We start from the raw sequence: 17,390 nt of genomic DNA, 5'->3' as shown, positions 1-17,390 counted from the left end.
TTGCGTCGTTGTCCGCGGACAACCGGGGGCGGCGATCTATGATCAGCCGCGAACGATGGCCGCCTGGTTGTCGCCACATGAGGCCAGTTGGCGTCGTGGCTGCCGTTGCCGCCGGTTTGCTCTTTTGCAGCGGCGGGTCAACGGCTTTCTGTCCGCGCAGGTTCTGTAAGATCTTCTTTCGGCATGGTCGGCAGGCATCTCCTGGATCGGTTGTCCGCGGACAACGGATGTGGTGATGCTTCATCTTGCCGGCATTTGCTGCTGCTGCCGGGAAGGCTGCTAGGTGGCTTTCCGCTTCTATGTTAATGTTCGGCATGGCTTCATGTGAGGGGGTAGATGGACAGGAAGCTCGCGGCTATCTTAGCGGCCGACGTCGTCGGGTACTCGGCGCTGATGGAGCGGGACGAGACGGGCACGTTCGAGCGTCTCACCGCGATGCGCAAAGCGCTGATCGAACCAGAAATCACCAAGCGACGCGGCTGCATCTTCAAGCTCATGGGCGACGGCTTGCTCGCCGAGTTCGGCAGCGCCGTGGATGCTGTGGAATGCGCGGTGTCGGTGCAGCGCGCGCTGAACGAGCGCAATGCGAAGGTGCCGCAAAACGAGCGGCTGGAGCTGAGGATTGGGCTCAATCTCGGTGAAGTCATAGTCGACGGCGATGACCGCTATGGAGAAGGCGTCAATGTGTCGGCGCGTCTGCAGCAACTCGCTGATCCCGGTGGCATCTGCATCTCCGGCAAAGTCGTGCGGGAGGTCGAGAAGACACTTGCCTTCGGATTTGAATCGATGGGGGAGCAGCAGGTCAAGAATATCACCGAGCCGATCACGGTGCATCGCCTCGTGCAGGAAGGGACTTCACCGGAGACGCGATTGGCGAGGCCACCTGTCCTGCCGAATAGGCCGTCGATAGCCGTGTTGGCCTTTGAGAACATGAGCGGCGATCCAGAACAGGAGTATTTTGCGGATGGACTGGTCGAGGATGTCATCACCAATCTTTCCAAAATTCCGAGCCTGTTCGTCATCGCGCGAAACTCCACCTTCGCATACAAACATAAGGCCATCGACGTCAGGCAGATCGCCAGAGAACTTGGTGTCCGCTATGTGCTGGAAGGCAGTATCCGGCGCTCAGCGAACCGGTTGCGCATCACTGCGCAACTGATCGAAGGGCGGGACGCAACCCATATCTGGGCCGACAGGTTTGAGGGCGCAGCGGAGGACATTTTCGATCTGCAGGATCAGTTGACCGAGCGGATCGTTGGTACACTTGAGCCGACGATCCGGCGGGCGGAGGTCGAGCGCGCGCGCCGCAAACGGCCAGGCAGCCTGGATGCCTATGATTTTTTTCTCCGCGCGTTGCCGCACAGTTATGCCAACACGCCGGCGGAGTCCGATGAAGCCCTGCGGTTGCTGAGAGAGGCCTTGCGTCTTGATCCCGACTACGCCTGCGCACATGGCTATGCCGCCTGGGGATACGAGCAGCGTTTCCTGCGCGGCGGCTTCCATCCCGAGGATAGAGCCGCTGCCCTCAGACACGCGCACGCGGCACTCGCGACCGGCCGGGACGATCCGCAGGCGCTTTGCCTCGGAGCTTTCGTCCATGCCACGATAACCCACGGTTACGAGCGCTCGATCAACGCGCTTGACAGGGCACTGATGCTGGACGGCAATTCGTCGCTCGCTTACGGATTAAGCGCGATGGTCCACATGTTCAACGAAACTTACGACCACTCACGCGACCATGCATTCAAGGCGCTTCGGCTAAGCCCACTCGATCCAATGAACTACCATTCCTATCTCGCATTGGCTTGGGTCAGCCTGTTTACCTCGCAGTTCGAGGACGCGGTAAAGTATTCAGCTCTCGGCATCCAGGTGAACCCCGGTTTTAGCATCCTTCATGCCAGCCTAGTGGCAAGTTATGCCAATCTCGATCGGCTGGAGGCCGCTCGAGCCGCTGCCGGGCGCCTCCTGCAGGTCGCGCCTGGCTGGACGATAGGCGAGTTTGTCCGGATGGACGTGGTGCGGCCTCAGCTAATGAATGGGCTGGCGTTGGCGTTGCGCAAGGCTGGCCTGCCGGAATAGAATTGCCTTCCATCCAGTGGTTTACGGGCGCGAATTTGCTCTTCTGGCGCCGCAGGATGCCACGCCCGCGAAAGTGCATGAACCATGGCTTTACCGAAGTAACGAAAGCAATGGTCGATTTGGCTTCCGTACGAGAAATTATCAACGTAGAATCATAGACTTCTAAGCCGAGGCAGTTCCTGCCTTGCGGCGCTTGGAGCGGCAGCGGCGCCCTCCCCTCACTCGAAATCTCCGGAGGAAAGCAACGGCTTGCATCCTTTAGCCGCACCCGGCGTTATCCACGAAGCAATTCGGAGGATAGGGTAATGGCTGATGCGCTCCACCTCAAGAGATATCCCCTCGCTACGGCGATGGTCGCCGCCGCCGTCGGGGCGATCGTGTTTATGCAGGCAAGGCAGCGCAGCTCGCTGGCGCCGCCGGCGGCAGTCGCCTGGTCTGGTGACGATCACGGGCGCAGCGCGGCGACACCCGAGGCCATTCCGATGAGCGGCCTTCGCGATGTGTTCTGGCGCGTCTTCCATGAGGTCCTCGACGACCGGGTCACCCTCATTGCGGCGGGCGTGACCTTCTATCTGCTCCTGGCACTGTTTCCGGCCTTGGCAGCCTTGGTCTCGCTTTATGGCCTGGTGGCGGATCCCATCACCATCTCCGAACATCTTCGCGAGCTTGCCGTGCTTCTGCCGCCCGGGGCCTTCGATCTTCTTGCCGATCAGATCAAGGCGCTGGTCGAAAACCGCGAGAGCACGCTCGGCATTACCTTTTTCGTCGGTCTTGGCATTGCACTGTGGAGCACGCATAGCGGCACGCTGGCGATCTTCGACGCAATGAACGTCGCCTATGAGGAGAGGGAGAAGCGCAGCCTGGTGCGGCTCAATCTGATCGGGCTCTGCTTTACCCTCTGCGCGATGGTTTTTGCGGTCGTCATGGTGGCGCTCGTGGGCGTGATGCCTGTCGTGCTCTCCTATCTCTGGCTCGACCAGTTTCAGGAGCAGATGGCGCTTCTCTTGAGATGGCCGCTGCTTCTCTTCGTGGCCGCGGTGGCCGTGACCTTCGTCTACCGTTTCGGCCCGAGCCGCGAGCCCGCCAGGATCCGGTGGATGACATGGGGCGCGGGGCTGACTGCGCTCGCCTGGGCCGCCATGTCGCTTGGCTTCTCCTTCTATCTCGAGCATTTCGCCAATTACAACGCGACCTACGGCACCCTTGGCGCGTTGATCGGCTTTCTCATCTGGATCTGGCTTTCCGTTGTCATTCTCATCGTCGGCGCGGAGCTCAATGCCGAGCTTGAGCATCAGACGGCGCGGGACACGACGACGGGCCATCCGCTGCCGATGGGTGCGCGCGGCGCCTATGTCGCCGATACTCTGGGCGAGATCGCGAGCTGAGCGTCTCGGCACGAGGCCGAAAAGGGTGAGCGGTTTTAGCACGACATCATGCGCCACTCTTAATCGAGCAGTCTCGATGACTGCTCTCCGATTTGATGTATCCTGTCCTTCGGCAGGTTCGACAGAGGAGACGATCATGACCGCCCCGCATCCTTCCAAAACTCATATCGGCAATCATGCCCTGCATCCCGAAACGCAGATGCTGAACTACGGCTACGATCCCGAACTTTCGGAAGGGGCGGTCAAGCCGCCGGTGTTTCTGACCTCCACCTTCGTCTTCAATTCCGCTGAGGATGGCCGCGATTTCTTCGATTATGTCTCCGGCCGTCGCGAGCCGCCGGCCGGCAAGGGCGCCGGCCTCGTCTATTCGCGCTTCAATCATCCGAACAGCGAGATCGTGGAAGACAGGCTCGCCGTTTACGAGCGGACGGAAAGCGGTGCGCTCTTCTCTTCCGGCATGGCGGCGATCGCCACCACTCTATTCGCCTTCGTCCGGCCGGGGGATGCGATCCTGCATTCGCAGCCGCTCTATGGCGGCACGGAAACCTTACTGGCGAAAACCTTCCTCAATTTCGGCGTCGCCGCCGTCGGCTTTGCCGATGGCGTCAGCGAGGCATCGGTGCAGAAGGCGGCGGATGAGGCGGTCGGCAAGGGTCGCGTGTCCGTGATCCTGATCGAGACGCCCGCCAACCCGACCAACAGCCTGGTGGACGTTGCGATGATCCGGCGCGTGGCCGATGCAATCGGCGCAAGGCAGGGGCATGTACCGGTCGTCGTCTGCGACAATACCCTGCTCGGGCCGGTCTTCCAGCGGCCGATCGAGCATGGCGCCGATATCTCGCTTTATTCGCTGACCAAATATGTCGGCGGCCATTCCGATCTGATCGCCGGCGCAGTCCTCGGGCGCAAGGCTGTCATCAAGCAGGTCAAGGCGCTGCGCGGCGCGATCGGCACGCAGCTCGATCCGCATTCCTGCTGGATGCTCGGCCAGTCGCTCGAAACACTGCAGCTGCGCATGGAGCGGGCGAACAGCAATGCGCGAGCGGTGGCCGATTTCCTGCGGGATCATCCGAAGGTCGAGACGGTTCATTATCTCCCCTACCACGATCCGGATTCGCCGTCGGGCCGCACCTTCGCCGCGCAATGCACCGGCGCTGGCTCGACCTTCTCCTTCGATATCCGCGGCGGCCAGCCGGCCTCCTTCAAATTCCTGAACGCGCTGCAGGTCTTTAAGCTCGCCGTCAGCCTCGGTGGCACGGAGTCGCTCGCAAGCCACCCCGCCGCCATGACGCATTCCGGCGTGCCGGCCGATGTCAGGGAGCGCATTGGCGTCTTGGAATCGACAATCCGGCTGTCGATCGGCATCGAGCATCCGGATGATCTGATCGCCGATCTGGAGCTGGCGCTGCAGGCTGTTTGAACGCGGCGCACGGAATCGATGCCCGGCGGCGCCGGGCATCGAGGTTGAGGTTACTTGTCGTCTGTCGTCAGGTCCGTCTCGTCGGTATTGAGCACGAACACCGCAAGCAGGCGCGCCGGTTTTGTCTTGCTGGCATTCTTGCTGACGGCGTGATGATCGCCGGGAAATTCGGGAAAGCTCTCGCCGGCCTTGTAGGTCTTCTCCGGCCCGTCATTCACCTTGCTAGTGATCGCTCCTTCGAGAACGGTGGCGTAGATGAAGGCCGACTTCGGGTGCGTATGGCCGGGCGACTGGCCCCCCGGTTCATATTCCACCAGCACGGCCTTCATGCTCTTGCCGGGAACATTGGGCAGCTTCTGGTCAAAGACGAGGGTCACCTTGGCTTTGCCGCCAGCGGCGTCAGCCTGAGTGCCGGCGGCAAGGACAAGCGCAAAGGCCGCCGCCGAGATTATTTTCCTAAGCATGTCTGGTCTGCTCCGATGATGGGAATAGGTCGACAGGCGACGCTTCGCCGTCACGCGCTTTTTTTCTGGGGCGGCTGCTGGCGCAGCCAGTCGTCGAAGCGAATCTTGCCGAGCCGCGCATTAGCGCCGGCGACGAGCGAAGTGTCATCGAGCTCGACGCCGAAATAGCGGGCGTGCGGATCGGCCGTCACTTGGCGCGGATCGTGCGTCGCCTTGAAGAGCCGTGTCACGATATCGGTCAGGCGGATCTTTTCCGGGCCACCGATTTCGATCGTGCCGTTCACGGGTGCTGCGAGCGCCACCTCGGCCATGACGTCGGCGACATCGTCCGAGGCGATCGGCTGCAGATAGGCCGGCGACAGATGCACGGTCTGGCCGACTGTGTTCGCCTGGGCGATGCCGGCGATAAATTCATGGAACTGGGTGGAGTGCACGATGGTATAGGGAATGCCGGAGCTCTTGATCAGCTCTTCCTGCGCCATCTTGGCCCGCATGTAACCGCTGCCCTGCAGCCGCTCCATGCCGACGATCGACAGCGCGATGTGATGTCTCACGCCGGCCGCAGCCCCGGCCTTGAGCAGGTTGCGGCCCGAGGTCTGGAAGAATTCCAGCACGGCCTGGTCTTCAAAAGAAGGCGAGTTGGCGAGGTCGAGTACCACCTGCGCCCCGGCAAGCGCTTCGGCGACGCCTTTGCCGGTGATCGTGTCGACGCCCGAATTCGGTGAGGCCGGCAAAACGTCGTGTCCCTTCTTGCGCAACCTTTCCACCGTCTTCGAGCCTATGAGGCCGGTCCCGCCGATAACGATGATCTTCATGGTAATCTCCCTTGTTTACGAGGAATATCCTCTGTTGATCTGCATTGCTGAATGAAGGCGAGCAGGAACTGCTCGGAGTCCCGAAACCGCGTACTTCACGAGGCCAGGCGGCTTCATTGGCCGGAACTGATCGCCAGCAGAATGCGCCGGATCGCGGGTTCGAACCATTCTCTCTCGGTCGCTGTCGACCTATGCCAAGGCAGTAGGGCGGCTAGGCCTGTGATCGAATTGTCTTGCGGAAATGGAGGGCGGTGCGCTGGTGTCGCCCCTCATCCGGCTGCCGCCACCTTCTTGGATGCGCAAAATGTAGGATACTGCCTGCCGGGCGGGTGGCCGCCCGCCCGGCAGCTGGTTGTCGGATCGTCACCTTCTTAGCCGTTTGGGGCTGTGGGGAGCAGGATCGCAACCGGCTCTTCATCTGGCCCGTGTGGTTGCAGGAACCTTGGGGTTCGTATCCAAGACAGGGACGACGAAGATGACCGATAATAGCATGATTTGTGCCGGAATCGATGTCGGCAAAAGCCATCTCGACATTGCCCTCCATCCCGGTAAGGCAAGGCTGAGGGTCACGTACGACACCGCTGGCCTGAAGGCGCTTGATGCCTTTCTTCAAGAGCATGACGTCAGCCGCATCGGCTTCGAAGCCTCTGGCGGCTATGAATGGCGGCTGCTGGCGCATCTGCGGGCCGGAAAGCGGCCAGCGGCGCGTCTGCAGCCGGCGCAATTGCGCTTCTTCGCCAAAAGCCGGCTCAAGCGGGCCAAGAACGATCGGCTCGATGCCGCACTGATTGCGCTCTTCACGGCAAGTCTCGAGCAGTTCCATGCTCTCTCGAAAGACGATGGACGCCACGATACCAGCAAAAATTAAACATGATTGCTCCCCGTGCGCGGGGAGCAGGGACATGCCGCAACGTCTCGGTTCCTCACCGACCTCTCGTATGGCACGTCCCCTCTCCCCGTTTTTACGGGGAGAGGGTTAGGGTGAGGGGTAGCTTCAGTCCGAACCGGGCAGACTTGCCTTTCTCTCAGGAAAGCCTGACTGCCTCGAACAGCGCCGTCAGTCCTATGCCGCCGCCGATGCCGATCATGGCGAGACCGGTGGCGGCGGGCCTCCGACCATCCCCGCGGATGAGCTGGCTGTAGAGCCGGGTCACGAGGATCGCGCCGGAGGCGCCGAAGGGGTGACCGAGCGCCAGGGCGCCGCCCTCCTTGTTGACAGCGTCGGCTGATAGATCCAGCTGATCGAGCGACGCCAGAACCTGCGCCGCGAAAGCCTCGTTGAATTCGATGGCGTCGATCGCGGAAAGCGACAGGTGAGGCTGGCGCTGCAGAAGCTTGTCCGTCGAGGCGACCGGGCCGATGCCGAGCAGGTTGGGGTCGACGCCGGCGGCGGCGCTGTCGATGAAGGCCAGGCCCTTTTCGATGCCGAGGCTCTTTGCCATGCCACGGCTCATTGCGAGCACCAGACAGGCGCCGTCGTTCACAGGGCAAGCATTGCCTGCCGTCACCGAGCCATTCGCCAGGAAAACGGGTTCCAGCTTTGCGAGCGCCTCGAGCGAGGTCGTCGGGCGCGGACATTCGTCTCGCGTTACGGGGCCGCTGGCGGTGGCGATCTCGACGATCTCCGGCCGGAAGCGGCCTGCTTCGGCCGCTGCGACGGCGAGCCGGTGACTGCGTAGGGCGAACTCATCCTGAAGCCGGCGCGAGATGTCAAATTTGCGCGCAACATTTTCGGCGGCGATGCCCATCTCGGGATCGCCGATCGCCTCAGGCGAAAACCGCGCCCGCCCGTAAAAGCGCGGCACGGCGCCATTCGTCTTCGGTCGTTCCACGCGCCACGGCGCAGTGCTGACGCTTTCGACGCCGCCGGCAAGGAAACACGAACCGGCCTTCGCCTGGATCAGCCGGGCGGCCATGATGATCGCTTCGAGGCCGGAACCGCATTGCCGGTCGATCGCAACACCGGGAACGGCCATGGGCAGGCCGGCATGGAGGGCGGCCAGCCGGCCGATATTGCCGCCGCCGCCGGCGGCATTGCCGACCAGCACGTCGTCGATGGCATCGGGCGCAACGCCTGTTTCTGCGACGATCCGGCGGATGATGGGGGTAAGCAGGTCTTCGGCTGCAACCGTCGACAGCGAGCCGAAGGCCCGGCCGATCGGCGTGCGGTAGGCGGCGACCACGACCGGCTGCCAATCCTTGTCAGGCTGATAGGCGTAGGACAAGACCGTCTCCCGAGATCACCGATGCCTCTACCTGCCCCCTGGATATCTTGCCGCTGCTCGTCATCGGCCAGGAGGCGATATGGTAGAACTGCCTGGGGATCTTGAACCTTGCAAGCCTGCCTGCGCAATGCTCGGCAAGCATTTTCGCATCCATCGCCTTCCCCGAGACGACGGCAACGATGCTTTGGCCGTAATAGGGGTCCGGCCGCCCGAAGACGACGGCATCTTCGACGCCGCGGCAGGTTTTCAGCGCGCTCTCGACTTCGGCGGGATAGACGTTGTTGCCGCCCGATATCATCATGCCCCCTGCCCGGCCGATCACCCGCAGCATGCCATTTGCATCGATCTCGCCGAGATCACCGACCGTCGCGCCCGCCGGAGTGACCCGGAATGCCTGGCCGTCGTCGCCCCAGAGATAGCCGTCGGCAATCAGGTCGCTGTTGACGAAGATGGTGCCCGGCACATCGGTGCCGACATCGTTTTCCTCCGGGTCGCGAATGGAGATCTCGACGCCGGGATAGGCTCGCCCGACCCGGTCGATCGGAAAATCGGTCGCGCCGCCAACGAGCGTCGAAACGGTCATGAAACCGATCTCGGAGGCGCCGCAATATTCCCGGATGCGCGCCTTCGGAAAAAGTCGGCGCATGGATTGGACTTCGTTGAGGTTCAGCTTGGCGCCGGCGGTCAGCACCTCGCGTAAGGATTCCATCGGCTCACTCCATGCCCGGGCGATGCCCGCTATATGGGTGGGCACGGCAACCAGCCGCTCTATCTTTTTTGAGGAGAGAATGCGCGCGACCGCGCCGGCATCCCATTTCCCGATCGAATGGAAGGTTGCTCCGGCATCGAGCGCTTCGACGAGTGCGTAAAGCGCGAGCCCATGCGCCAGCGCTCCCGGGCACAGGGTCGAGGGCGCGTCCTGGAGTTCGAACACGAGACGCCCCCGATCGAGGCTTCGGCGCCACTGTTCGCGCGACCGGTAATAGGCCTTCGGTTCGGCTGTCGTGCCCGAGGTGAAGCCGATCAGGAAGATCCCCTCGGCATCGACGGGCATGTCGTCTCCCCTCGCGGCGAGGTCAAAGGGCTCCGCGCCGGCGACGATCACGGGAACACCGAGCCGGCGGCCGATCTCGGCGCTTGCGCTGGCAGCATCATCGACGACAAGCGCGTCAGGCGCCAGGCGCTCGACGATGCGCTCGATCGTTGCCTCCTGCATCATCGGATCGATGACAGCGCAGGCATTCGGCAGCGCGGTGGCAGCAATGAAATACTCGGCAAAGCCGATGTGATTGCCGAGGCTGACCGCCACGAGCTTCTCGACGCCGGGCAGATCGAATGAACGGTGGTTCGAGAGCGGAAGCGCCTGGATGAACCGGTAGATCGCGCCGGCGCGGCTATAGACTTCGCCATAGCTCAGGGAGCCACCGTCGATCACGACTGCCGGCTTGTCCGGTCTCTCTGTGGCGTGTCGAAGAAGCTCCGCGTGGATCGGCATGGGTCAGCCCTGCGACAAGGCGGCTCTCGTCGCCTCGGGGATCGGCGTCGGGCGGCTGTCGGAAAGGCCGACGCAGACCCAGACGAGGCCGGCCGAGGCGCAATGGGCGCCGTCGCCCTGGCGATAGAGCTCGATCGTAAAGGAGAGGCTCGACCGCCCGATCTTCTCGACCTTGACCTTCGCCTCGACGACATCGTCGACGTCGATCGGGCTGTGAAAGGTGATCTCCGCCTTCTTGACGTGATAGGCCACACCCGAAGTAGTGTGGCGGAAGTGACTGAGGATCTCCCGGCGGCGCAGGAACTCGACGACCGCATCCTCGCAATAATCGAGATAAACCGAGTTGTGGACATGGCCATAGATGTCGATGTCTCGCATCGAGACCCGGAACGATGCTAAAGGCCTGTCGTCAACGCTCATTCGATCACCGAAATTTCGAAGGCGTGTTCTAACCGACTGTGTGGGGGATGCAAATGCAATATCAGGCGCTCGTGCGAAAATTCGGGCCGGCCGAGGAGGTCGTCGGCATCGAACGCGCCGATCTGGCGCCGCTTTCGCGAGACCAGGTTCGCGTTCGCCTGCTGGCGCGCTCGATTAATCCCTCCGATATCATCACCATCTCTGGCGCCTATGCCGGCCGCACGACCCTGCCCTTCATCCCAGGCTTCGAAGCCTTCGGGGTGGTCGAAGAATGCGGCGAAGAGGTTCATGGGCTTGCGCCGGGGGCACGCGTGCTGCCGGTGCGCAGCGCCGGCGGATGGCAGGAGTTCAAGGATACCGATCCGAACTGGTGCCTTCGCGTGCCCGACGCGCTTTCGGATTTCGAGGCCGCGACCAGCTATGTTAACCCGATGACCGCCTGGCTAATGCTGCATAAGAAGATCGGGCTGAGACCGGGCATGCGTATCGCTGTCAATGCCGCCGCCTCTTCGATCGGGTCGATCCTCATCGGCATGGCAAACGCCGTTGGCGTCGAGCCGATCGCGATCGTCCGCAGCGAAGAATCCCTCGCGCGCCTGCGGGGCCGGCTGGAGGCTGTCATCGTCGATAGAGCGGATGGCGATCTTGCCACCGGCCTCGCCGGCAGGTCCGGGCTCGATGCAGTGCTCGACTGCGTCGGCGGCGCGCGCGCATCGGTACTTGCCGATGCGCTGAAGCCCGGCGGGCACTTCCTGCATTATGGTCTGCTTTCGGGTGAGAGCATCCCGCCGTCATTCTGGTCGGCCCATCCCGACATCGCCTTTTCCTATTGTCACCTTAGGGAATGGGTTCACTCCGAGGCGGTGGTCGAGGTCCAGCGCGCCTATTCCGAAGTCGCTACGCAGATCGCGGGCAAGGTCATCGCGACCGAGGTGCGGGAGGTCTTTCCGCTGGAAAAGATCGGCGAGGCGCTGCGCGCCGCCCTGCCCTTCCGCACGGGGGGAAAGGTGTTGCTGGCGTGATGGGGGCGCCTTATAGAAGCGGCAGCGACGCACGCCTTGAGCGCAAGCGAAAGGCAAATCACGGATTCCAATTCTCGATCAGGTGGCAAGCATTGAGCTGTTGGTGGCTTAAATTCTAACCTGTCTCATTCCGCTCCCGCGCCCTCATGATTTCCGAATGGTTCCGGTCCGCCCAGCCGATCAGCACTTTCATCGGGATCAGGAATGAGCGCCCCATCTCCGTCAGTTCATATTCCACCCGCGGCGGAACCTCAGGATAAACCGTGCGGCTGATGAAGCCGTCCTGTTCCAGATGCCGCAATGTCTTGGAGAGCATCTGTTTCGAAACGTCGCCGATCTCGCGCTGCAGCTCGTTGAAGCGTTTCTTTTCGTGTTCAAGCGCTTCGAGGGTGAGCAGGCTCCATTGATCACCGATGCGATCGAGCACACCTCTGATCGGGCAGCCGGCTCCGGGCTGTTGTTTCGGCTCGTTCCATTCCCCAGGCATGCCCTCTCCTCGGTCACCGCAGGCTGACCTTGCCACCAAAACCTGCCTTCTTGTCGGGCAAGGCGAGGTTTCATAGACCAGCTCTCATAGTCTGTCTTTTAGACTAGATCGCTGATCCATACTAAGGAGCTTGATGCATGAGATTTCAATCGCTTTTCGCGCTCGCCATTCTGGCAGGCATCGCCGCGCCTTCCGGCGCTTCTGCTGAATCGGCCGCCCGCGACTTGAAGGTCGAGGAAGCCAACCGGAAGCTGGTGGTGGAATTTTACGACAAGTTCTTCAACAAGCACGATCTAACGGCCGCCTCGGTCGTTGCGGAGGATTACCGGCAGCACAATCCGCAGGTTCCCGACGGCAAGCAGCCGCTGATTTCCTTCTTCACCGGCTTCTTCAAGGACAATGCCCAATCGAAGGCGGAGATCGTCCGCAGCGCCGCCGATGGCGATCTCGTCTGGCTGCATGTGCACGCGACGAACGGCGCCGACGACCGCGGCCAGGCCATCGTCGATATCTTCCGCGTCAAGGACGGCAAGATCGTCGAGCATTGGGACGTGATTCAGGCCGTTCCGAAAGAGGCGGCCAACAAGAACACGATGTTTTGAAGTCGATGGGGCCGGCGCCCGCCGGCCCATGGTTATGCCCATTGAGCCTTCAGTATTTCCGGCAGGAGCCTTTTACGAAAGTCCTCATCGTAGTTGCCCTGGAGCGCGAAGTGCATCTTGTCTTCGAGTGCGAGATAGGCGATGCCGTGGGCGGTGGACCAGGCGGCAAAGATCGGGGCGAGGTTCCGCGCTTCCAATAGTGCCTCCAAAGTCGTGCCGTTGACCCGCGCGATGGCTTCGGCGAAAGGCCAAAGAGCCCGTTTGCTCGTTTCTTCGTAAACGGGGTTGGTGCGATTGACGAGATCCTTGCGGAACATCAGACGGAACCGGCCGGGATGGTCGAGCGCGAAGGCGACATAGGCCGCGGCCAGGGCGCGCATCCTTCCGGCCGGCGTTCCGTCATCCACTGCCTCACCGAGATAGCGGGCCAGCTCCTCATAGCCCAGAATCGCCACTTCGGTCAGCAGGCCCGATGCGCTGCCGAAATGGTGCGCGGGCGCTCCCGGCGACACGCCGGCTCGTCTCGCGGCATCACGCAATGAGAACCCCTCTATGCCGTTTTCTCTCAGGATGTCGTCGGTGGCGGTGATCAGCGCCTTCCTCAGCTCCCCGTGATGATAGCCCCGCTTTTCAGACACTCCAGCGCTCCAAAATTTTTCGTACGTACATCTATACAGCGTTCAAATTGACGTCTATATGTGCATCTTAACACTGTTCAAAATAGGATGCAAAGAACTGCGATGTCGAAGAACTGGCTTATCACAGACACATCGTCCGCCTTTGGCCGGCAGCTCATCCGGGTTTGCTCCCGCGGAGATTGCGTAACGGCGACACCGGGCAAACCCGGAGCCTTCTCCACCGACTTCCAAAACTAACCGACTGGCGAGGCCGTCAGTCCGACGTGGCCCGCCGACCCCATTCCATCAACTGAAGGTGCTGTCATGGCTATCTCATCCAATACCGCCAAGAAAAAAACCGCTTTGATCACCGGAGCCTCGTCCGGCATCGGCAATGCCACGACCCAGAAACTGCTGCAGGAGGGTTACCGGGTCTACGTCGCCGCGCGCCGCGTCGAGCAGATGCAGGAACTCGCGCAGCGCGGCGCCGTCGCCGTGCCGCTGGATCTCACCAAGGACGAGGAGATCGTGGCTGCGGTCGAGCGGATCGTGGCGGAACGCGGCTCGATCGATATTCTCATCAACAATGCCGGTTACGGCTCCTACGGGGCGATCGAGGATGTCCCGGTCGACGAAGGCCGCCGTCAGTTCGAGGTGAATCTCTTCGGGCTTGCCCGGCTGACCCAGCTCGTCCTCCCGAAAATGCGCGAGAACAAGTTCGGAAAGATCGTCAACATCACCTCGATCGGCGGCAAGATCTACACGCCGTTCGGCGGCTGGTATCATGCGACGAAGCATGCGCTCGAAGGCTGGTCGGATACGCTTCGCCTGGAAACCAAACCTTTCGGGATAGACGTCGTCATCGTCGAGCCGGGCGGCATCAAAACGGAATGGGGGCATATCGCCGCCGACAATCTGAAGAAGACGTCAGGCAGCGGCGCCTATGCCAAGGGGGCCAACAAGGCCGCGGCCAGCATGCATGAAATCTATTCCGGCTCACGGCTGTCGGACCCCGCCGTCGTGGCGGCCACCATTCTGAAAGCCATCACCGCAGCCAGGCCGAAGACACGGTATCATACCGGCTACATGGCAGGCCCGGTCCTGTGGCTGCGCCGCTGGCTCAGCGACCGGATGTTCGATCGCATCATTACGTCGACGGTCTGAGCGGCAGAAAGAGCAGCAGCGAGCCACTCTTAGCCGGCCGACGCGGCGCTTCAGGAGAGCGGCAACTGCGTCGCACACCAGTCCCAGACCGCGTCCACAGCCTTTCGCGGCGATGACGAGCGCTTGCGTACGAGGTAGTAATCGGGTCCAATGGTCGCCGTCGCATCAGTCACCTGCACCAGCCGTCCGGCCTCGAGATCGGCCATGACGAAAGCCCGGCAGGCGAGCACGACGCCCCGGCCGGCAAGTGCGGCGTCGAGCGCCAGGGTCGTATGGTTGAAGGCCGCGCCGGGCAGCTTCCCGCGCGTGCGCAGGAATACCGGCCAGTGATCGTGCGAGTCGTGCAGAAGCGGTAGTTTGCGAAGCTCTTCGCCGCTTAGGGGCAAGGTCAGGCCCTTGACCAGATGCGGGCTTGCGACGGCCACAAGTTCCTGGCGAAACAGCAGCTGCGCCTGCAGGTTCGCCGGAAAAGGCGGGCGGGTGAGACGCACCGCGATATCGACCTGCTCGCGGTCGAAATCCGACAGCGCCTCGGTGGCGACCGTCCTCAGATCGATGTCGGGAAGGGCGGCATAGAGCTCGGCGAGCCGCGGGATCAACAGCCTGGTGGCGACCGTGGGGGTGGCGGTGATCGTTACCATTTCCGGCCGGTCGAGAAGCCGCGCGGTCGCTTCGGCAAGCGTATCGAAGGCGCGGGTCACGTCCGCCAGATAGGCCGTGCCATAGGCAGTGAGCGCAAGGCCGCGGGCAAGGCGTTGGAACAGCCTGAGGCCGAGCTGATCCTCCAGCGCGCGAACCTGCTGCGCGACCGCGCCCTGCGTGACGCCCAGTTCTTCGGCGGCGGCGCGGAAATTCAGCCTGCGGCCGGAGGCCTCGAAGGCGCGCAGGGCATTCAGGGGCGGCAGCGTGCGGCGGGATGGGTTCATCGGCATATCCAGTAGATTTTCTACAGTCTGGCAGCTTTCTTTCTCGCGCGAAAGTCCCATCAGCATCTGCCATAATGCTGCGCAAAATCAGCTATCGGAGGTTTCAATGTCTGAAGGAAAAGTCGCTCTCATCACCGCGGGCGGGTCCGGCATGGGGGCTGCGGCCGCCCGGAAACTCGCGGCGGACGGCTATCGCGTCGCTGTTCTCTCCTCCTCCGGCAAGGGAGAGGCGCTGGCGAAAGAACTCGGCGGCGTCGGCGTCACCGGCTCGAACCAGTCGAACGACGACGTCAAGCGCCTCGTGGATCTGGCGATGGCGACGTGGGGGCGGATTGACGCTTTGGTCAATTCCGCCGGCCACGGCCCGCGTGCGCCGATCCTCGAAATCTCCGACGAGGACTGGCACAAGGGCATGGAGGTCTATTTCCTCAGCGCTGTGCGCCCGACGCGCCTGGTGACGCCGATCATGGAAGCGCAGGGCGGCGGTGCGATCGTTAACATTTCGACGGCATGGGCCTTCGAGCCTTCGCCGATGTTCCCGACCTCTGCGGTCGCCCGCGCGGGACTGGCAAGCTTCACCAAGATCTTCGCCGACACCTATGCGGCCAAGAACATCCGCATGAACAACGTCCTGCCCGGCTGGATCGACAGCCTGCCAGCGACCGACGAGCGGCGGGACAGCGTTCCGATGGGCCGCTACGGCACGAGCGAGGAAATCGCCGCCACCATCGCCTTCCTCCTGTCGGAAGGTGCGGGCTACATCACCGGCCAGAACATCCGCGTCGACGGCGGCATCGCGCGTTCAGTCTGACCGGGGACCCGCCGGTGGATCTCACTGACATCGATGCCGCGGCATGGGCAGAGCTCAAAACGGCTGCGGCAGATCCGCAGTCAGGTTTCCGCTATGTGAGCCTCTGCTCCGTCGATACCGAGGCGAAGCCGCAGGCGCGCATGGTCGTGCTGCGTGCGGCCGACAGGTTGGCGCGGTGTCTCGAATTTCATACGGATACGCGCAGCTCCAAATGGCTGGAACTTTCAGTCAATCCCCGCGTCACGATCCTCGGCTTTAGCGCCGAGAGCCGGCTGCAGCTTCGGCTTCAAGGGGCGGTCGAGCTTCATGGGCCGGGAAGCGCAGGTGCTAATGCCGCGTGGGGCAGGCTGCCCGCGCGGACGCGGATGACCTATGCGGGCGGCCCGCCCGGGGACGAGCGCGCCTTCGAAACGATCGACGCGGCAGAGCCTGCGGATGAGGTCGAGGGAAAGACGCGCTTTGGCGTCTTGATCTTCCGGGCCTGGACGCTGGACTGGTTCCAGCTGCGGCAGCAGGACAATCAACGCGCGCTGTTCTGTTATGACGAAGCCGGCGCCCTCTCTTCTTGCCGCTGGGTCAATCCCTGACCTGAAATCGGCGCGCTTTCGGACGTTGAGCGGAGGCGATCAATCGTCCCCGGGCGGTCCGATTTCGGCGTCGCCAGCCCGTGAGTTCCAGCGTCAGGATGCGAGTTTCGAGCAGGTTGAAGATGCGCAGCACCGCATCGATCGCCTCGAAGGGCTTGGTCAGGAAATCCTTTCCGCCGAGGGAAAGCGGATGGACGGCCGAGCGAAATCAGGAGTACCCTCCGCGGCAGCGGCAGGTCGCCGAAACGGCGGCCACGGGAGACGCGATGATGAAGCACAGACTGTTTCGCCTGATGTTCGGGGTGCTGGCATTTGCTTCCGCACCGCCGGTTTCCGATGCCTTTGCCGCAGCCCAGCCCATCTTCTGGAGCGCTTTGCGCCCGGCCGAACAGGCCAAGGCGACAATGCCGCTGTCGGGCAAGACGGTCAGCGGCCCGCAGGGCGAAACGCTTGTCTGGCATGACGAAGGCCAGCCCGTCGCATTGACGGGCTTCGTGCTGCCGGTCGACCAGGATGGTGATCTCGTCTACGAATTCATGCTGGTCCCCTGGGCCGGAGCCTGCAGCCACATGCCCTCCCCTCCGCCCAATCAGCTGGTCCGCGTCGTTCCGCAGGAGCCTCTGCACCTCGAAAGAATGTACGAGACCGTCACCGTAACGGGCAGCCTGCGGCCCGCCTTGGACCAGGCGCAGTTCTTCATGATCGACGGCGTCCGCGTCCTTTCCTACGGCTACAGCATGAGCCATGCCCAAGTGGCGAAAGCGACGGCGAGCGATGATCCCGATCTGCTGACGCTCTCGCCTTTCGGCATTCTGCCTCGCTAGCGGAACGGCTTCTTGCATGAGTGCCGCCAGCCGCGTATATACATAAC

At 62.6% G+C, this 17,390-nt stretch carries 18 protein-coding genes and 1 pseudogene; 10 read left to right on the top strand and 9 right to left on the bottom strand.

Translation table 11 applies throughout. From position 1 onward, the window contains the following. The first annotated feature begins 336 nt into the window (after positions 1-336). The 3 genes from ACQ7C1_RS22260 (at position 337) to ACQ7C1_RS22250 (ending at position 4,884) form a co-directional block, all read left to right on the top strand. Positions 337-2,079: an adenylate/guanylate cyclase domain-containing protein gene (locus ACQ7C1_RS22260; protein ID WP_221113661.1), complete on the top strand. Its 1,743-nt coding sequence runs from the start codon at positions 337-339 to the stop codon at positions 2,077-2,079. A gap of 305 nt (positions 2,080-2,384) precedes the next feature. Further along, the gene (locus tag ACQ7C1_RS22255) at positions 2,385-3,464 is read left to right on the top strand and encodes a YihY/virulence factor BrkB family protein (RefSeq protein WP_430959807.1); all 1,080 of its coding nucleotides are present in this window, start codon (positions 2,385-2,387) and stop codon (positions 3,462-3,464) included. Between the two features lie 136 nt (positions 3,465-3,600). Beyond that, positions 3,601-4,884, top strand: a complete 1,284-nt coding sequence (locus ACQ7C1_RS22250) for a cystathionine gamma-synthase family protein (RefSeq protein WP_430959806.1) — start codon at positions 3,601-3,603, stop codon at positions 4,882-4,884. 50 nt (positions 4,885-4,934) lie between these two features. Here ACQ7C1_RS22250 and ACQ7C1_RS22245 read toward each other — a convergent pair whose 3' ends face one another. Together ACQ7C1_RS22245 and ACQ7C1_RS22240 are read right to left on the bottom strand one after the other, a co-directional pair. Beyond that, entirely contained in the window at positions 4,935-5,348 is a 414-nt protein-coding gene (locus ACQ7C1_RS22245; RefSeq protein WP_221128163.1) for a cupin domain-containing protein, read from the bottom strand. 50 nt (positions 5,349-5,398) lie between these two features. Continuing rightward, the gene (locus tag ACQ7C1_RS22240) at positions 5,399-6,163 is read right to left on the bottom strand and encodes an SDR family oxidoreductase (protein WP_430959805.1); all 765 of its coding nucleotides are present in this window, start codon (positions 6,161-6,163) and stop codon (positions 5,399-5,401) included. A 475-nt stretch (positions 6,164-6,638) separates the two neighbouring features. On the opposite strand from ACQ7C1_RS22240, the gene ACQ7C1_RS22235 reads away from it, so the two are divergent. Then, complete coding sequence (locus ACQ7C1_RS22235) at positions 6,639-7,031, top strand: IS110 family transposase (RefSeq protein WP_430959804.1); 393 nt, start codon at positions 6,639-6,641, stop codon at positions 7,029-7,031. 157 nt (positions 7,032-7,188) lie between these two features. Here the strand turns inward: ACQ7C1_RS22235 and ACQ7C1_RS22230 are convergent, their stop codons facing one another. The 3 genes from ACQ7C1_RS22230 to ACQ7C1_RS22220 are packed head-to-tail and all read right to left on the bottom strand — an operon-like array spanning position 7,189 to position 10,303. Continuing rightward, complete coding sequence (locus tag ACQ7C1_RS22230; protein WP_430959803.1) at positions 7,189-8,388, bottom strand: thiolase family protein; 1,200 nt, start codon at positions 8,386-8,388, stop codon at positions 7,189-7,191. Then, a complete protein-coding gene (locus tag ACQ7C1_RS22225) occupies positions 8,366-9,883 on the bottom strand; it encodes a class I adenylate-forming enzyme family protein (protein WP_430959802.1) in 1,518 nt (505 codons plus the stop codon). The genes ACQ7C1_RS22230 and ACQ7C1_RS22225 overlap by 23 nt, the downstream gene beginning before the upstream one ends. Positions 9,884-9,886: 3 nt before the next feature. Further along, a complete protein-coding gene (locus tag ACQ7C1_RS22220) occupies positions 9,887-10,303 on the bottom strand; it encodes an acyl-CoA thioesterase (protein ID WP_430959801.1) in 417 nt (138 codons plus the stop codon). 53 nt (positions 10,304-10,356) lie between these two features. On the opposite strand from ACQ7C1_RS22220, the gene ACQ7C1_RS22215 reads away from it, so the two are divergent. Further along, the gene (locus ACQ7C1_RS22215; protein WP_430959800.1) at positions 10,357-11,325 is read left to right on the top strand and encodes a zinc-dependent alcohol dehydrogenase family protein; all 969 of its coding nucleotides are present in this window, start codon (positions 10,357-10,359) and stop codon (positions 11,323-11,325) included. Between the two features lie 115 nt (positions 11,326-11,440). On the opposite strand, the gene ACQ7C1_RS22210 is transcribed toward ACQ7C1_RS22215, so the two are convergent. Further along, positions 11,441-11,812 carry a winged helix-turn-helix transcriptional regulator gene (locus ACQ7C1_RS22210; protein WP_430959799.1) on the bottom strand — a complete coding sequence of 124 codons (372 nt, stop codon included), beginning with the start codon at positions 11,810-11,812 and terminating at the stop codon, positions 11,441-11,443. A 137-nt stretch (positions 11,813-11,949) separates the two neighbouring features. Between ACQ7C1_RS22210 and ACQ7C1_RS22205 the strand changes: the two genes are divergently transcribed. Continuing rightward, positions 11,950-12,414, top strand: coding sequence for a nuclear transport factor 2 family protein (locus ACQ7C1_RS22205; protein ID WP_184459874.1), 465 nt, complete (start codon positions 11,950-11,952; stop codon positions 12,412-12,414). 32 nt (positions 12,415-12,446) lie between these two features. Here the strand turns inward: ACQ7C1_RS22205 and ACQ7C1_RS22200 are convergent, their stop codons facing one another. After that, on the bottom strand, positions 12,447-13,052 hold the full coding sequence (locus ACQ7C1_RS22200; RefSeq protein WP_183704998.1) for a WHG domain-containing protein: 606 nt from the start codon (positions 13,050-13,052) through the stop codon (positions 12,447-12,449). Between the two features lie 303 nt (positions 13,053-13,355). On the opposite strand from ACQ7C1_RS22200, the gene ACQ7C1_RS22195 reads away from it, so the two are divergent. Then, positions 13,356-14,195: an oxidoreductase gene (locus ACQ7C1_RS22195; RefSeq protein WP_430959798.1), complete on the top strand. Its 840-nt coding sequence runs from the start codon at positions 13,356-13,358 to the stop codon at positions 14,193-14,195. A 50-nt stretch (positions 14,196-14,245) separates the two neighbouring features. On the opposite strand, the gene ACQ7C1_RS22190 is transcribed toward ACQ7C1_RS22195, so the two are convergent. Continuing rightward, positions 14,246-15,121 carry a LysR substrate-binding domain-containing protein gene (locus tag ACQ7C1_RS22190; RefSeq protein ID WP_430959797.1) on the bottom strand — a complete coding sequence of 292 codons (876 nt, stop codon included), beginning with the start codon at positions 15,119-15,121 and terminating at the stop codon, positions 14,246-14,248. 106 nt (positions 15,122-15,227) lie between these two features. On the opposite strand from ACQ7C1_RS22190, the gene ACQ7C1_RS22185 reads away from it, so the two are divergent. After that, entirely contained in the window at positions 15,228-15,932 is a 705-nt protein-coding gene (locus ACQ7C1_RS22185) for an SDR family oxidoreductase (RefSeq protein WP_430959796.1), read from the top strand. A 14-nt stretch (positions 15,933-15,946) separates the two neighbouring features. Further along, entirely contained in the window at positions 15,947-16,519 is a 573-nt protein-coding gene (locus ACQ7C1_RS22180) for a pyridoxamine 5'-phosphate oxidase family protein (protein WP_430959795.1), read from the top strand. Positions 16,520-16,569: 50 nt separating this feature from the next. Here the strand turns inward: ACQ7C1_RS22180 and ACQ7C1_RS22175 are convergent. Further along, a pseudogene (locus tag ACQ7C1_RS22175) lies at positions 16,570-16,706 on the bottom strand (response regulator); the annotation flags it as partial. Positions 16,707-16,785: 79 nt separating this feature from the next. Between ACQ7C1_RS22175 and ACQ7C1_RS22170 the strand changes: the two are divergent. Further along, a complete protein-coding gene (locus ACQ7C1_RS22170; RefSeq protein WP_430959794.1) occupies positions 16,786-17,343 on the top strand; it encodes a DUF3299 domain-containing protein in 558 nt (185 codons plus the stop codon). Positions 17,344-17,390 lie beyond the last annotated feature (47 nt).

Origin of the sequence: Rhizobium sp. Nf11,1 (assembly GCF_050587665.1) — a bacterium.
GTDB lineage: Bacteria > Pseudomonadota > Alphaproteobacteria > Rhizobiales > Rhizobiaceae > Rhizobium.
This window is presented reverse-complemented; position numbering and strand designations above follow the sequence as displayed.

Coding starts and splice junctions, on each gene's coding strand:
- ACQ7C1_RS22240 (WP_430959805.1), bottom strand. CDS start 6,163: ATGAAGATCATCGTTATCGGCGGGACCGGCCTCATAGGCTCGAAGACG.
- ACQ7C1_RS22250 (WP_430959806.1), top strand. CDS start 3,601: ATGACCGCCCCGCATCCTTCCAAAACTCATATCGGCAATCATGCCCTG.
- ACQ7C1_RS22235 (WP_430959804.1), top strand. CDS start 6,639: ATGACCGATAATAGCATGATTTGTGCCGGAATCGATGTCGGCAAAAGC.
- ACQ7C1_RS22190 (WP_430959797.1), bottom strand. CDS start 15,121: ATGAACCCATCCCGCCGCACGCTGCCGCCCCTGAATGCCCTGCGCGCC.
- ACQ7C1_RS22170 (WP_430959794.1), top strand. CDS start 16,786: ATGATGAAGCACAGACTGTTTCGCCTGATGTTCGGGGTGCTGGCATTT.
- ACQ7C1_RS22215 (WP_430959800.1), top strand. CDS start 10,357: ATGCAATATCAGGCGCTCGTGCGAAAATTCGGGCCGGCCGAGGAGGTC.
- ACQ7C1_RS22195 (WP_430959798.1), top strand. CDS start 13,356: ATGGCTATCTCATCCAATACCGCCAAGAAAAAAACCGCTTTGATCACC.
- ACQ7C1_RS22210 (WP_430959799.1), bottom strand. CDS start 11,812: ATGCCTGGGGAATGGAACGAGCCGAAACAACAGCCCGGAGCCGGCTGC.
- ACQ7C1_RS22220 (WP_430959801.1), bottom strand. CDS start 10,303: ATGAGCGTTGACGACAGGCCTTTAGCATCGTTCCGGGTCTCGATGCGA.
- ACQ7C1_RS22260 (WP_221113661.1), top strand. CDS start 337: ATGGACAGGAAGCTCGCGGCTATCTTAGCGGCCGACGTCGTCGGGTAC.
- ACQ7C1_RS22245 (WP_221128163.1), bottom strand. CDS start 5,348: ATGCTTAGGAAAATAATCTCGGCGGCGGCCTTTGCGCTTGTCCTTGCC.
- ACQ7C1_RS22185 (WP_430959796.1), top strand. CDS start 15,228: ATGTCTGAAGGAAAAGTCGCTCTCATCACCGCGGGCGGGTCCGGCATG.
- ACQ7C1_RS22255 (WP_430959807.1), top strand. CDS start 2,385: ATGGCTGATGCGCTCCACCTCAAGAGATATCCCCTCGCTACGGCGATG.
- ACQ7C1_RS22225 (WP_430959802.1), bottom strand. CDS start 9,883: ATGCCGATCCACGCGGAGCTTCTTCGACACGCCACAGAGAGACCGGAC.
- ACQ7C1_RS22205 (WP_184459874.1), top strand. CDS start 11,950: ATGAGATTTCAATCGCTTTTCGCGCTCGCCATTCTGGCAGGCATCGCC.